This window comes from Hydrogenophaga sp. (assembly GCF_019264445.1).
Taxonomy (GTDB): Bacteria; Pseudomonadota; Gammaproteobacteria; order Burkholderiales; family Burkholderiaceae_C; genus Hydrogenophaga.
Genome location: NZ_JAHVAB010000062.1, coordinates 1 through 13,965, shown reverse-complemented (window position 1 = coordinate 13,965; position 13,965 = coordinate 1). Strand labels below are relative to the sequence as shown.

Annotated in this window: 14 protein-coding genes, 1 tRNA gene and 1 pseudogene; 10 read left to right on the top strand and 6 right to left on the bottom strand. The window is 62.5% G+C overall.

Features of this window, described 5'->3' with window-relative positions:
* The first annotated feature begins 27 nt into the window (after window positions 1-27).
* The 5 genes from hemA to KXJ60_RS12675 all read left to right on the top strand — a co-directional run bounded on the left by hemA (window position 28) and on the right by KXJ60_RS12675 (window position 4,886).
* Window positions 28-1,326, top strand: coding sequence for a glutamyl-tRNA reductase (gene hemA, locus KXJ60_RS12695; protein WP_291127987.1), 1,299 nt, complete (start codon window positions 28-30; stop codon window positions 1,324-1,326).
* Window positions 1,327-1,393: 67 nt separating this feature from the next.
* Window positions 1,394-2,482 (top strand): peptide chain release factor 1, encoded by a 1,089-nt coding sequence (gene prfA / locus KXJ60_RS12690; RefSeq protein WP_291127984.1) that lies wholly within the window; start codon window positions 1,394-1,396, stop codon window positions 2,480-2,482.
* The gene (gene prmC / locus KXJ60_RS12685) at window positions 2,479-3,321 is read left to right on the top strand and encodes a peptide chain release factor N(5)-glutamine methyltransferase (protein ID WP_291127981.1); all 843 of its coding nucleotides are present in this window, start codon (window positions 2,479-2,481) and stop codon (window positions 3,319-3,321) included. The genes prfA and prmC overlap by 4 nt, the downstream gene beginning before the upstream one ends.
* A 54-nt stretch (window positions 3,322-3,375) precedes the next feature.
* Window positions 3,376-3,699, top strand: coding sequence for a Grx4 family monothiol glutaredoxin (gene grxD / locus KXJ60_RS12680; RefSeq protein WP_291127978.1), 324 nt, complete (start codon window positions 3,376-3,378; stop codon window positions 3,697-3,699).
* Between the two features lie 182 nt (window positions 3,700-3,881).
* Window positions 3,882-4,886: an AAA family ATPase gene (locus KXJ60_RS12675; RefSeq protein WP_291127975.1), complete on the top strand. Its 1,005-nt coding sequence runs from the start codon at window positions 3,882-3,884 to the stop codon at window positions 4,884-4,886.
* Window positions 4,887-4,893: 7 nt separating this feature from the next.
* Here KXJ60_RS12675 and KXJ60_RS12670 read toward each other — a convergent pair whose 3' ends face one another.
* A complete protein-coding gene (locus tag KXJ60_RS12670) occupies window positions 4,894-5,523 on the bottom strand; it encodes a lytic transglycosylase domain-containing protein (protein ID WP_291127972.1) in 630 nt (209 codons plus the stop codon).
* Window positions 5,520-7,265, bottom strand: a complete 1,746-nt coding sequence (locus tag KXJ60_RS12665; protein ID WP_291127968.1) for a proline--tRNA ligase — start codon at window positions 7,263-7,265, stop codon at window positions 5,520-5,522. Before KXJ60_RS12665 ends, KXJ60_RS12670 begins: the two co-directional genes overlap by 4 nt.
* 177 nt (window positions 7,266-7,442) lie before the next feature.
* Here KXJ60_RS12665 and KXJ60_RS12660 point away from each other — a divergent pair, with 177 nt between their 5' ends.
* Both KXJ60_RS12660 and KXJ60_RS12655 read left to right on the top strand, forming a co-directional pair.
* A complete protein-coding gene (locus KXJ60_RS12660; RefSeq protein ID WP_291127965.1) occupies window positions 7,443-8,084 on the top strand; it encodes an RNA pyrophosphohydrolase in 642 nt (213 codons plus the stop codon).
* Window positions 8,081-8,611, top strand: a complete 531-nt coding sequence (locus KXJ60_RS12655) for a CNP1-like family protein (protein ID WP_291127962.1) — start codon at window positions 8,081-8,083, stop codon at window positions 8,609-8,611. The genes KXJ60_RS12660 and KXJ60_RS12655 overlap by 4 nt, the downstream gene beginning before the upstream one ends.
* A gap of 24 nt (window positions 8,612-8,635) precedes the next feature.
* Here the strand turns inward: KXJ60_RS12655 and proB are convergent, their stop codons facing one another.
* From proB to rplU, 4 genes are all read right to left on the bottom strand, one after another.
* On the bottom strand, window positions 8,636-9,781 hold the full coding sequence (gene proB / locus KXJ60_RS12650) for a glutamate 5-kinase (protein WP_291128200.1): 1,146 nt from the start codon (window positions 9,779-9,781) through the stop codon (window positions 8,636-8,638).
* 55 nt (window positions 9,782-9,836) lie between these two features.
* Window positions 9,837-10,910 carry an Obg family GTPase CgtA gene (cgtA, locus tag KXJ60_RS12645; RefSeq protein WP_291127959.1) on the bottom strand — a complete coding sequence of 358 codons (1,074 nt, stop codon included), beginning with the start codon at window positions 10,908-10,910 and terminating at the stop codon, window positions 9,837-9,839.
* Between the two features lie 133 nt (window positions 10,911-11,043).
* Window positions 11,044-11,301, bottom strand: coding sequence for a 50S ribosomal protein L27 (rpmA, locus tag KXJ60_RS12640; protein ID WP_291127956.1), 258 nt, complete (start codon window positions 11,299-11,301; stop codon window positions 11,044-11,046).
* A gap of 13 nt (window positions 11,302-11,314) precedes the next feature.
* Window positions 11,315-11,626 carry a 50S ribosomal protein L21 gene (gene rplU / locus KXJ60_RS12635; protein WP_291127953.1) on the bottom strand — a complete coding sequence of 104 codons (312 nt, stop codon included), beginning with the start codon at window positions 11,624-11,626 and terminating at the stop codon, window positions 11,315-11,317.
* A 258-nt stretch (window positions 11,627-11,884) separates the two neighbouring features.
* On the opposite strand from rplU, the gene KXJ60_RS12630 reads away from it, so the two are divergent.
* The 3 genes and pseudogenes from KXJ60_RS12630 to KXJ60_RS12620 form a co-directional block, all read left to right on the top strand.
* Window positions 11,885-12,814 carry a polyprenyl synthetase family protein gene (locus tag KXJ60_RS12630; protein WP_291128197.1) on the top strand — a complete coding sequence of 310 codons (930 nt, stop codon included), beginning with the start codon at window positions 11,885-11,887 and terminating at the stop codon, window positions 12,812-12,814.
* 48 nt (window positions 12,815-12,862) lie between these two features.
* A tRNA-Pro gene (locus tag KXJ60_RS12625) sits at window positions 12,863-12,939 on the top strand.
* A 177-nt stretch (window positions 12,940-13,116) separates the two neighbouring features.
* Window positions 13,117-13,965 (top strand): annotated as a pseudogene (locus KXJ60_RS12620) (site-specific integrase); the annotation flags it as partial.

Genomic DNA, 13,965 nt, shown 5'->3' with positions numbered 1-13,965 from the left:
ATAGGGGTTCAATTTTATAATCTCGTCATGTCTGTCTGGACCCTCGGCATCAACCACAACACGGCTCCGCTCGATTTGCGGGGCCGTTTTGCGTTTGCGCTGGACCAGATTCAGCCCACGCTGCATGGCTACCGGCAGAGCCTGGCGCGCCAGCCCGAAGCCACACTGCTGTCCACCTGCAACCGCACCGAGCTGTACGGCGCAGGCGATCAGTCGGCCGTGGACCCGACGCTGGACTGGCTGGCCCAGACCGGCGGCGTCAGCCTCCAGGTGCTGCGGGATCACGCCTATGTTCTGCGCGACGACCAGGCTGCGCGGCACGCATTCCGCGTGGCCAGCGGCCTGGACAGCATGGTGCTGGGCGAAGCGCAGATCCTCGGTCAGATGAAAGACGCGGTGCGCGCCGCCAGCGATGCGGGCGCTCTCGGCACCACGCTGCACCAGCTCTTTCAGCGCTCGTTTGCCGTGGCCAAGGAGGTGCGCACCTCCACCGAAATCGGCGCCCACTCGATCAGCATGACCGCTGCAGCCGTGCGCCTGGCCTCGCAGCTGTTTGAAGACCTGCGCGACATCAAGGTCCTGTTTGTCGGCGCGGGCGAAATGATCGAACTCGCCGCCACGCACTTCGCCGCCAAAACCCCCAAAAGCATGGCGATTGCCAACCGCACGCTGGAGCGCGGTGAAAAACTCGCCGGCCGCTTCGGGGCGCAAGTGATGCGCCTGGCCGACGTGCCCGACCGCTTGCATGAGTTCGATGCCGTCATCAGCTGCACGGCCAGCACGCTGCCCATCATCGGGCTGGGTGCTGTCGAGCGCGCCCTCAAAAAGCGGCGTCACAGGCCCATGTTCATGGTCGATCTGGCCGTGCCGCGCGACATCGAGGTCGAGGTGAAAGCCCTCCACGACGTCTACCTGTACACCGTGGACGACCTCGCCTCCGTGGTGCAGACCGGCAAGGACCATCGCCAGGCGGCAGTGGCCCAGGCCGAAGCCATCATCGACGCAGGCGTGCTCAGCTTCATGCACTGGATGGATCAGCGCGACCCCGCGAACGGTGTGGTGCCCTTGATCCAGCAGATCAACGCGCAAGCCGACGAATGGCGAGCCGCTGAAATGGCGCGCGCCCGCCGGCTGCTGGCAAAGGGAGAGCCCGTCGAGGCCGTGCTTGAAGCCCTGTCGCGCGGGCTCACGCAGAAGATGCTGCACGGCACGCTGGCCGAGTTGCACACCGGTGACAGCGCCACACGCGCGGCGACCGCGCAAACCGTCTCGCGCCTTTTCCTGCGGGACGAGCCCACCAAATCCCCGCGCAAAGCGCAAAACTAGCGGCGCGAGCCGGTCGACCGAAGGGGTGCCGTACCCCCGTCGGCTGCCGGGCTGTCTTTGCTTCACCATGAAAACCTTTGTCCGTGACACCCTGCTGCGCCAGCGAACGCGATTGCACGAGCTCGATGCCTTGCTGTCTGCACCCGATGTCGTCGACCAGATGGACCGGTTTCGCGCGCTGAGCCGCGAGCATGCAGAGGCTTCCATCGTCGTCGGGGTGTTCAACCGCTACCTGCAGCGCGAGGCGGACATGACCACCGCGCGGGAGATGCTGAGCGATCCCGACATGGCCGAGATGGCCCAGGAGGAAATCCAGAGCGCAGAAGCCGACATCGCGCTGCTGGACCAGGAGCTGCAACAGCTGCTGCTGCCCAAAGATCCGGACGACGAACGCAATGCCTTTGTGGAAATCCGCGCGGGCACGGGTGGCGACGAATCCGCGCTGTTTGCGGGCGACCTCGCGCGCCTCTACACGCGCTATGCGGAAAAGCAGCGCTGGCAGGTCGAGACAGTGAGCGAGTCGCCCAGCGAGCTCGGCGGCTACAAAGAAGTGGTGCTTCGCGTGGCTGGCCAGGGCGCGTACGGACGTCTGCGATTCGAGTCGGGTGGGCATCGCGTGCAGCGCGTGCCGGCGACCGAAACGCAGGGCCGCATCCACACGAGCGCGGCCACCGTGGCGGTGATGCCCGAGCCCGATGAAACCCAGGCGGTGCAGCTCAACCCCAGCGAACTGCGCATCGACACCTACCGCGCCAGCGGCGCCGGCGGCCAGCACATCAACAAGACGGATTCCGCCGTGCGCGTGACCCATCTGCCCACCGGCATCACGGCGGAATGCCAGGACGGTCGCTCGCAACACAGCAACAAGGCCAAGGCCCTGCAGGTGCTCACCGCGCGCCTGCAGGAAAAAGACCGCAGCGAACGCGCCGCAGCAGAAGCCGCCACCCGCAAAGGCCTGATTGGCAGCGGCGACCGAAGCGACCGCATCCGCACCTACAACTTCCCACAGGGCCGCCTCACCGACCACCGCATCAACCTCACTCTGTACAAAGTGCTGCAGGTCATGGAAGGCGACCTGGACGAAGTGATCCATGCCCTGCAAGTGGCGCGCGGCACCGAGTTGCTGGCTGAACTCGAACAGCGCAACGGCGCATGACGATGAACACGCTTCGAGCCGCGCTCGACCAGCTGCAGCGCGAAGGGCTGGAGCGACTCGATGCACAGATGCTGCTGCTGCTCGCCCTGCAACGCCCGGCATACGACCGCGCGTGGTTGCTCGCACACGATGGCGACGCTCTCGATACCGACGCCCGCGCGCGCCTGGATGCGCTGCGACAACGCCGGGTGCGTGGCGAACCCATGGCCTACCTGCGCGGCGACCAGGAGTTCTTTGGGCTGCAGCTGCAGGTCGACGAGCGCGTGCTGGTGCCGCGGCCCGACACCGAGACGCTGGTGGCCTGGGCGCTGGAGGTCATTGACAGTTGCAGCCACGCGGCTCACGTGCTCGACCTGGGCACAGGCAGTGGCGCCATCGCGCTGGCCCTCAAGTCTCAACGCCCGAGGTCCCACGTATCGGCATCAGACGCCAGCCACGCAGCGCTGACGGTGGCGCAAGCCAACGCCAAGAGGCTCGGGTTGCCTGTGGATTTCCATGCAGGCCACTGGCTCGATGCAGTCCCACAGCAGCGCTTCGATCTGCTGGTCACCAACCCCCCCTACATCGCAGAAGGCGACCCCCACCTTGCAGTGCTAACCCACGAGCCCCGCTCGGCCCTGACCGCCGGTCCGGACGGTCTGGACGACATCCGCACACTGGTCACGACCGCACCCGGTTCGCTCCATCCAGGCGGCTGGCTGCTCATCGAGCATGGCCACGACCAGGCAAACGCCGTGCGCGCGCTGCTGCACGCCGCCGGGTTCGACAAGATCGGCAGCCGCACCGACCTCGCGGGCATTGAACGCTGCAGCGGCGGCCAATGGCCTCTGCGGCGATAATGCAAGCCGTTTCCGGGTCAGCCCAGACCCACTCCGCAGAAGGACATTTCAGCCATGAGCGACGCGCAATCCCGAATCGACCAACTCGTCAAATCCCATGACATCGTGCTGTTCATGAAGGGCAATGCGAGTTTCCCCATGTGCGGCTTCTCCGGCCGTGCCATCCAGATCCTCAAGGCCTGTGGCGTCGAAACCAAAACGCTGACCACCGTCAACGTGCTCGAAGACGACGGCATCCGCCAGGGCATCAAGGAATACAGCAACTGGCCAACCATTCCGCAGCTGTACGTCAAGGGCGAGTTCATCGGTGGCTCCGACATCATGATGGAGATGTACCAGTCTGGCGAACTGCAGCAGGTCATCAACGGTCAAGCCTGAATCCGCACGGCCGGCACGACACGAGCCACCTTCGGGTGGCTTTTTTACGTCTGTGCCGCGCGGTTGTGCACAAGGTCTGCGGATCCTTCGGTCTGAGGCCCGATTGCCGGGCTTTTCGGCATTGAGGGCGGGCACGTCTTGTGCTTGAATGAATGCGTCGCCGAACCTCCAAGGAGAATCGCATGAGCTCACGCAGCCTGGTCGCTTCACCCTCTCTCGGTCTGCCCATCGCCCAGATGCGCAGCGTTTTCAGCGCCGACGATGTCGAGCGCAAGCTGGCCCACCTGCAGGCCAGCGGCAACGAACGCGACTACGAAAGCCTTCGCAATACCTGGCAACGCATGCTCGAACGCGGGCCACAGCGGTTCGCGGTCAAGCCGTCCGGCGTTCCCGACATGGCACCGCTTTACGACCTCCTGCCCAACTTTGGTGAAGTGCTCGACGACGTGAAGCGCCACGTCGCACTGAGCCAGGACAGCCGCGACAGCCTGGAGGTCACGCCCATCCTGCTGCTGGGGCCGCCAGGCGTCGGCAAAACCCATTTCGCCCGCCAGCTTGCCGACCTGCTCGGCACCAGCATGAGCCTGGTGCCCATGAGCTCCATGACCGCAGGCTGGCTGCTTTCGGGTTCATCGTCCCAGTGGAAAGGGGCCAAGCCCGGCAAGGTGTTCGAAGCACTGGTGGACGGCCAGTATGCGAATCCGGTGATCGTGGTCGACGAGATCGACAAGGCCGCCGCCGATGCCCAGTACGACCCGCTGGGCGCGCTGTACAGCCTGCTGGAGCACGACACGGCGCAGAGCTTTGTGGACGAGTTTGCCGAAGTGCCGATCGACGCCAGCCAGGTCATCTGGGTGACCACCGCGAACGACGAGCGTGCCATTCCCGAGCCGATCATGAACCGCATGAACGTGTACGAGATTGCGCCGCCCTCCATGGATGCGGCCCGAAAGATCGCCGCCCACCTCTACCGGGGCATCCTGAACGAGCACGACTGGGGTCAGCGTTTCGATCCCGAGCCTGCATCGGATGTGCTCGATCAACTCGCCTTGCTCGCACCACGCGAGATGCGGCGTGCACTGGTCACGGCCTTTGGCAACGCCAGGCTGGACAACCGCTACCGCGTTGAGCCGGATGACCTGCCCCGCGCGGGCACGGGCAAGAGCCGCATCGGCTTCCTGCAATAGCTTCGGCTCAGGCGTCGGGGTGAGCCCAGTTCCGGGCAGCGGCGTACACCGCATTCGGGTACTCGGCCCTGCCCCGGCTGCCGTTGTAGCGACCCAGCGCGAGGAAGGTGTCGCCTCGCTCGCGGTCGAGGTAATGGCGCAGGATCACACAGCCAAAGCGCAGGTTCGTCTGCATGTTGAAGAGACGGCTCGCGTCACCGTCCCCGATCAGGCGCGACCAGAACGGCATGATCTGCATGTAGCCACGCGCACCGACGCGCGAGATGGCGAACTTTCGGAACGCGCTCTCCACCTGCACCAGCCCGAGCACCAGGGTGGTGTCGAGCCCGGCGCGGCGGGTTTCGTACCAGATGGTCTGCAGAAACTCGATGCGCGTCTGAAAGTCGGGTTTGCGCCGCTGCAGCCGATCACTGCTCGCACCCAGCCAGCGCAGGTAGGCCAGCCGCTTGTTGAGATCGGTGAATTCGGGCACCGGCGGCGCGCTGTTGGCGATGGCCGCGCTCAGCGCACCGCGCACGGAGTCCGCCAGCGGCTCTTCGAGCTGCCCCCCGGCCATCGCTAAAGAAGGCCACGACCCCAGACCCAACGAGCCCGCCGCCAGCAGGCAATCGCGGCGCGACCAGGCCAGCGGCCTCATGCCTGGAGCTTGCCCCTCAAGAGGGCCACCACATCCGCTACAGCCACCTGAGTAGCTGCCGCATCACGGCGGTGCTGGTACTCCACCTGCCCCGCCTTGAGACCACGGTCGCCAATCGTCACGCGGTGCGGAACGCCGATGAGCTCCCAGTCGGCGAACATGGCGCCCGGGCGCTCACCGCGATCATCGAGGATGACATCCACCCCATGCGCCGACAGCTCGGCGTAAAGCTGCTCCGCAGCAGCCTTCACTTCGGGACTGCGGTCCATGCCGATAGGGCAGATGACCACCGTAAAGGGCGCCAGCGCGTCGGGCCAGATGATGCCGCGCTCGTCGTGGTTCTGCTCGATGGCAGCAGCGGGCAACCGCGTGATGCCGATGCCGTAGCAGCCCATTTCAAAGTGGGCAGGCTTGCCGCCTTCGCCCAGGAAAGTGGCGTTCATGGCCTTGCTGTACTTGGTGCCGAGGTAGAACACGTGTCCCACTTCGATGCCACGCTCAATCGCCAGGCGCCCCTTGCCATCTGGCGAGGCGTCGCCCTCGAGCACATTGCGAAGGTCGGCCACCAGCGCGGGCTCGGGCAGGTCACGCCCCCAGTTCACGCCAGTCATGTGGAAATCCACCTCATTGGCGCCGCAGATCCAGTCGCCCATCACCGCCACCTCGCGGTCCACCACCAGGTTCACCGGCTTCTTCAACCCGATGGGACCGAGGTAGCCCGGCTTGCAGCCAAAGTGCGATTCGATCTCCGCCCCGGTCGCAAAGCGGAACCCCACATGCAGTCCGGGCACCTTGCCTACCTTGACCTCGTTCATGTCGTGGTCGCCGCGCAGCAACAACAGCCACACCTGGCTTTTGACAATGGCCCCCGTGTCATCGAGCTCATCGGTGGCCAGCACCAGCGATTTCACCGTGGTGGCCAAGGGCACACCCAACAACGCGGCGACATCGGCGCACGTGCTCTTGCCGGGCGTGGGCGTTTTCGCCATCGGATTGACCGGCGCCGGCCGCGGGCCCACGGGCGCCAAGGCTTCCGCCTTCTCCATGTTGGCTGCGTACTCGCTCTCCGGGCAATACACGATGGCGTCTTCCCCGGTGGCGGCGATCACCTGAAACTCCTCGCTCAAGTCCCCGCCGATGGCGCCGCTGTCCGCCGCCACCGCGCGGTAACGCAGGCCGAAACGGTCGAAGATGCGTCGATAGGCAGACGCCATGACCTGGTAGCTCATCTTGGCGGCCGCTTCGTCGCGATCGAAGCTGTACGCGTCCTTCATGATGAATTCACGGCCTCGCATCAGACCGAAGCGCGGGCGCCGCTCATCCCGAAACTTTGTCTGGATCTGATACAGGTTTTTGGGCAGCTGCTTGTAGCTGCGCAGGTCCTGACGCGCGATATCGGTGACCACCTCCTCGCTCGTGGGCTGCACCACGAAATCGCGATCGTGGCGATCCTTGATGCGCAAGAGCTCAGGCCCCATCTTGGTAAATCGCCCCGTCTCCTGCCACAGTTCCGCCGGCTGAATGACTGGCATGGTGAGCTCCACGGCTCCTGCGCGATTCATTTCCTCGCGAACAATGGCCTCGACCTTGCGAATCACACGCAACCCCATGGGCATGTAGCTGTAGATGCCAGCGCCAAGCTTCTTGACCATGCCGGCGCGCATCATGAGTTGATGGCTGACCACCTCGGCATCTGCAGGCGCTTCCTTGAGGGTAGAGATCAGGAACTGTGAGGCTTTCATGGACGGAGAGGTGCTGTCGAAGACAGAGTGAAACAACCAAAGAAGGGGGACAGGTGACAGAACGTCGCTGCCCCGGAAGGGGTGACTGCCACAAGAAGATGCAACAGGTGTGTGATCACTTCGCAACTCGCATGACGCGATGCATAATGAACACAGTTTAAAAATTTGGGGTTGATTATGCTTGACAGAGAAGGCTTCAGGCCCAATGTCGGCATCATTCTGCTCAACCAGCGAAACCAGGTGTTCTGGGGCAAACGCATCCGCTCACACTCCTGGCAGTTTCCGCAAGGTGGCATCGACAGAGGCGAGACACCTGAGCAGGCGATGTACCGCGAGCTGCATGAGGAAGTGGGCCTCATGCCCGAGCACGTGAGCATCGTGGCACGCACTCGCGACTGGTTGCGCTATGAAGTGCCTGACCGCTTCATCCGCCGGGATGCCCGCGGACACTACAAGGGACAGAAACAGATCTGGTATCTGCTTCGCCTCGTTGCACAAGACTGGAACTTGAATCTGCGCGCCACCAGCCATCCTGAGTTCGACGCATGGCGGTGGCATGACTACTGGGTGCCACTGGATGTGGTGGTGGAGTTCAAACGCGGCGTCTATGAAATGGCGCTGACCGAGCTCGCGCGCTACCTGCCCAAAAGCGACACCCGCAACCGCTACTTGCGCGGCGGTTCCCGCCCACGTCACGATGAATCAGCGGAGTCCTCGTCTGTGTCGATGCCCCCCATCGGCCTGGAGTTGCCACCAGGCGCCAGCTTCGACCCCGACCCTCAAAGCGATACGCGCTCTGCGCACAGCAACCACAAATGACAGTTCTCCTCTCAAAAGCGTCTCGTGGCCTGCGATCAGCGAGCCTGATGATGTTGCTCGCAGGCTGCGGCTTGGGCGCGCACGCGCAACTGCGTGATACCGACCCCGAGCCCTGGAAGGAAGCGGTGGCGGCACCACCCGCGTCATTCAGCACGGACCAGCTGCAAACGTTCGATGTGGCTCAAGGGACTTCTTTGACGTATGGGATCGACCCCAATACGTTGAGCGTGGGCGCAGATCGAGTCGTGCGTTACGTGCTCGTGGCCAAGAGCAGCAGCGGAGCGCTCAATGTGCTGTATCAAGGCATTCGCTGCGAGACGGCCGAGGTGAAGACGTATGGTCGCTGGGACAACCAGACCCGCTGGAACACGAGCACCAAAGACGCCTGGCAAGAGTTGTCGTTCCGAGGCCAGAGCCGCCCTGCAATGATGTTGGCGCGCAGCGGTGTGTGTGACGGCCGCACCATCAACGGCACCCCCCAGAAAATTTTGCACACCCTCAAGAACGGCCGGCCGGACGTTCGATGAAAGCGCTGAGGGCGCTGCCAGCCCTCAGCCGCGCGCCAGCACCAGGTTGTCGCGATGGATCATCTCGGGTTCCGCTGCGTAGCCGAGCAAACGCTCAAAGTCCTGCGACGACTTGCGGCAGATCAACCGAGCCTCGCTGCTGGCATAGTTGGCCAGACCGCGGGCCACCTCAATCCCACGCGCGTCGCGCACGGCAATGACATCGCCGCGCGAGAACTCCCCCTCAACGCCCGTCATGCCGATGGGCAACAGGCTTTTACCCTCGCCGACGATCTTGCCCGCAGCACCGTCGTCCACCAACACCGCGCCCCGCATTTGAAGGTGGTCGGATATCCAGCGCTTGCGCGCTTGATGTTTGGCGGTTTGCGCCACCAGGCACGTACCAATCGACTCCCCCTTCACCAGCCGCAACAACACATCGGGCTCGCGGCCCCACGCAATCACGGTGGAGGCACCTGAGCCAGCCGCTCGCTTGGCAGCGAGGATCTTGGTAATCATCCCGCCCTTGCCAATCCCACTGCCTGCACCTCCAGCCATGGTCTCCAGGCGCACATCACCTGCGCGGGCGACATGCACAAACTCTGCTGCCGGATCGCGGCGAGGATCTGCCGTGTAGAGCCCCTTCTGATCGGTCAGGATGACCAGCACGTCTGCCTCCACCAAGTTCGCGACCAACGCACCCAACGTATCGTTGTCCCCAAACTTGATTTCATCGTTGACCACCGTGTCGTTCTCATTGATCACGGGCACCACACCCAGCCGCAGCAAGGTCAGCAAGGTCGAACGCGCGTTGAGATAGCGTTCCCGGTCGGCCAGATCGGCATGGGTCAGCAAGACCTGCGCGCTGCCCACACCGCAACCCCGCAGCTTCGTCTCGTACATCTGCACGAGCCCCATTTGTCCGACCGCTGCCGCCGCCTGAAGCTCGTTGATCTCCTTGGGCCTTGCGGTCCAACCGAGTCGCTTCATGCCTTCGGCCACAGCGCCGCTGCTCACCATGATGACTTCAAGTCCTTGCCGCACCAAAGCGGCCAACTGCTGGCTCCAGTGACCAATCGCCTCTTCGTCCAGTCCCCGCCCTTCGTTGGTCACAAGGCTGGAGCCGACCTTGACGACGATACGCCGCGCGGACTTGAACACCGAGGCTGGCTCGATGTCGCTCGGGGTCATCGAATCACCAATCGCAGAGTTTGAGAAGTTGTCCATGTGTCGGCAAAAGCTGGGATCAATGTCCGTCCGGCCCGCTCAGAAAACGCGGATCCACTTCGACTGGCGCCTGCTGCGATTGGTGAACCTGGGCAATGTGCTGATACACCTTCTGCACCAGAAACTCGCAGCCTTCACGTGTGAGTGCAGAAATTTCAAACACCGGCCCTTTGTATTTCAACCGCTTCACAATGTCCTTGACAAGCGCTTCACGCCCTTCGGCGGGCACCATGTCAAGCTTGTTCAGCACCAGCCAACGCGGCTTCTCGTACAGCTTCTGGTCAAACTTCTTCAGCTCGGCGACGATCGCCTTGGCTTGCGCCACTGGGTCAACACCCTCATCGAAGGGCGCGACATCCAGCATGTGCAGCAACAACCTCGTGCGCTGAAGGTGCCTCAGAAACTGATGCCCCAGGCCGGCCCCCTCCGAAGCGCCTTCGATGAGACCCGGCACATCGGCGACCACGAAGCTTTTCTCGGGACCAACGCGCACCACACCGAGATTGGGATGAAGCGTGGTGAACGGGTAATCGGCAATCTTCGGGCGCGCGTTGGAAATGGCTGCGATCAGCGTGGACTTGCCGGCATTGGGCATGCCCAGCAGACCCACGTCTGCCAGCACCTTGAGCTCCAGCTTCAGGCTGCGCTTTTCGCCCGGCCAGCCAGGCGTCTTTTGGCGCGGCGCCCGGTTGGTCGAGCTCTTGTAATGCATGTTGCCAAAGCCACCATCACCCCCCTTGGCAATCGTGACCTGCTCACCGGGCTGCAGCAGTTCGAACAACACCTCGCCCGTTTCCGCATCGCAAATGATCGTGCCCACAGGCATTTTGAGCAAGATGTCGTCACCCTTGACGCCAAACATGTCCGAGCCTTTGCCGTGCTCACCCCGATGCGCCTCAAAGCGGCGCGTGAAGCGAAAGTCAACGAGTGTGTTCAGACTGGAATCTGCTACAGCAAACACATGGCCACCTCGGCCACCGTCACCGCCATCGGGGCCCCCAAACTCTTTGTACTTCTCATGCCGGAAAGAAGCGCACCCGTTGCCTCCGTCTCCGGCGGCAACCTCGATCGTGGCTTCGTCCACAAATTTCATGACATGTATTCCAGAGAGGACGCCGACCGGCGAAAAAAACAAAAAGCCCGCACAGGCGGGCCTTTTGCTATCGAAACATCACTCATGGCACGCCGGAGAAACTTTCGTATCCCGCGGCCTCCATAGCGCCCGATCAAACGGGGGTGATGCTGACGATTTGACGGTTCAACGCGCCCTTGACGCCGAAGGTCACATGACCGTCGACCGTTGCAAAAATGGTGTGGTCCTTACCGACACCGACATTCAAGCCCGGGTGAAATTTGGTACCGCGCTGGCGCACGATGATCGAGCCAGCACTCACCAATTCACCACCAAATGCCTTGACGCCGAGCATCTTTGGCTTGGAATCGCGCCCGTTTCGCGTGGAGCCGCCGCCTTTTTTCTGTGCCATGTTGACTTACTCCTCAGGCTGCGATCGAAGCAATCTGCAGTTCGGTGAAATTCTGACGGTGCCCTTGACGCTTCTGGTAGTGCTTGCGACGGCGCATTTTGAAAATGCTCACCTTCTCGTGCCTACCATGTGCCAACACCGTGACCGTGACTGTTGCGCCGGATACCAAGGGAGTGCCAACCTTGATTTCGGTGCCGTTGCCGACAGCGAGAACCTGGTCAAACACGATCTCTTGGCCCACATCCGCAGCAATCTGTTCTACTTTAATTTTTTCGCCAGCAGCAACACGATACTGTTTGCCACCGGTTTTTATGACCGCGTACATATGAACCTCTTTGAAAATTCCACGAATGGAAGCACGGCGAACCCAATTCCGCCGAGCCGAGTATTCTAGCACGCAGCGCAGGCTGCGGGCAAATTAGAAAGGCCGGCCCTAAAGCCGTACAGAGCGCACGTGCGCTGTGACCGCCTTCAGCAGGGTGCTTTCTATAATCCGCTGCCGCCTTGGCGCATCCACCAACACCCGACCTTGACCCACGCAGACACCCGAACCGCCAGCCCACTGGGGCTGATCCAGCCAGACATGCAGCGGGTGGACGATGTCATCAGTGAACGGCTCACGACCGAGGTGCCTCTGGTCAAGGAGGTGGCTCAGTACATCATTTCGGCGGGTGGCAAGCGGTTGAGGCCTGCCTTGCTTTTGCTGATGAGCGGCGCCATCAACAGCAATGACCCCCGCAGGCACACTCTGGCTGCGGTTGTGGAGTTCATTCACACCGCCACATTGCTGCACGACGATGTGGTGGACGAATCCACCCTGCGCCGCGGACGCGAGACAGCAAACGAGCGGTTCGGCAATGCCGCCAGTGTTCTGGTGGGTGACTTCTTGTATTCCCGCGCATTCCAGATGATGGTCGACATCAACGATATGCGTGTGATGCAGGTTCTCTCGGATGCCACCAATGTGATTGCCGAGGGAGAAGTGCTTCAGCTCATGAACATGCATGACGCGACGATTGATGAGGCTGCGTACTTGCGCGTGATTCGCTCCAAAACCGCCAAGTTGTTCGAGGCGAGCGCACGACTGGCCCCTATCCTGGCTGGCGCTGACGCACACACAGAGGCGCTTTGCGCTCAATACGGTCAGGCGCTGGGTACGGCTTTCCAGGTGGTCGACGACGTCCTTGACTATGAAGGGAGTCCGGATGAGCTAGGGAAAAACCTGGGGGATGACCTGCGCGAAGGCAAAGTTACGCTGCCGATCATCTGCGCTTTGCGTGCTGGATCCAAAGAGCAGAAAGCACTGATCTGTGAGGCCATCGAGCAAGGCAATGTCGAACATCTGGAGACCATCCGAGATGTTATTGTTCAAACAGGTGCGCTAGAAGCAGCGAGAGTGAGTGCACACAATGAAGCTCTGCGGGCGATAGATGCCGCGAAGCAATTGCCCGTCAATAGCTACAGTGCAGCTTTGCTACAATTGGCGTCTGGCCTGCTGGAGCGACGCTCTTGATGGGCCTCCAGTGGCCATCGGCCACTGTTCGATTGACCACGGGTCCATCGGGGTGTAGCTTAGCCTGGTAGAGCGCTACGTTCGGGACGTAGAGGCCGGAGGTTCGAATCCTCTCACCCCGACCAGAAATCTCCTTGTAAATCAAGGATGTATGAGCCCCTGATGCAGGGGCTTTTGTTTTTTCGGCGGACCTAGTGGCAATTTGGTGGCAAACGCCGCCGCTTGGCATATCTAAAACGTAAAACGCCGGAGACTAAAGCCCCGTTCCTAGACCTTGCTCCACAACTCACGGAGCAAACGTCATGGCGTCCATTGAGAACCGCTCGCGGTTCAAAGTCGCGGTCCAGAACCGCGACGACCTCACCCTCACCTTCACCCACAGCGCCGTCAAGGCGGTGAAGTCCTACGTCGAAGAGCTGAAATCCCAGGGCTTTAAGCCCAAGGTGTCGCGGCTGAACGACTCGTTCGCGGTGCGCGTGCGCCAAGTCGGCTACCCCGACCAGACCCTGTTCGCCGCCTCCGAGGACGAGGCCGTCGAAATCCAGCAGCGCATCGAGTCCGAGCGCCGCCAAGGCCTGTTCGTCGACTATGGCAAAGCTCGGCGGTTCTCATTCGGCGACCTGCTCGCCCGCTACCTGCGCGAGGAATCGCCGCGCCACAAGGGCTTCGAGGTCGAGGGCTACATCATCAACGCCATCCTGGAAGACGCTGGGCTGCCCCGCGTGGACACCGCCGCCGCCTACGCCGCGCACAAGAATCCGCACCCCAGCCTGGCCAGCAAGAAGTTCCGCAAGCCGACCGGCAAGAAGATGCGCGAGGCGTCGGTCACCTCGCGCTTCATCCTCAAGAGCTTCGCCGAACTGGAGCCCACGGACTTCAACGACTACATCGACGACCGCTGCCAGTCCGTCGCGGCTTCAACCGTGGACCGCGAAGTAGACATCTTCTCGGCAGCGTGCCGCATTGCCATCGACACCTGGCGCATCCCCGTCGCGCAGAGCCCGATGGCCGGGGTCAAGCGCCCGAGCTACTTCAACGAACGCGACCGCCGCCTGAAGGGCGACGAAGAGCAGCGCCTGCTGGATGCCGCGCATGCCGAGGATGCGAGGCAGTCCATCGCGGTACGACTCGAAGAGCTGATGGGCTCCGAG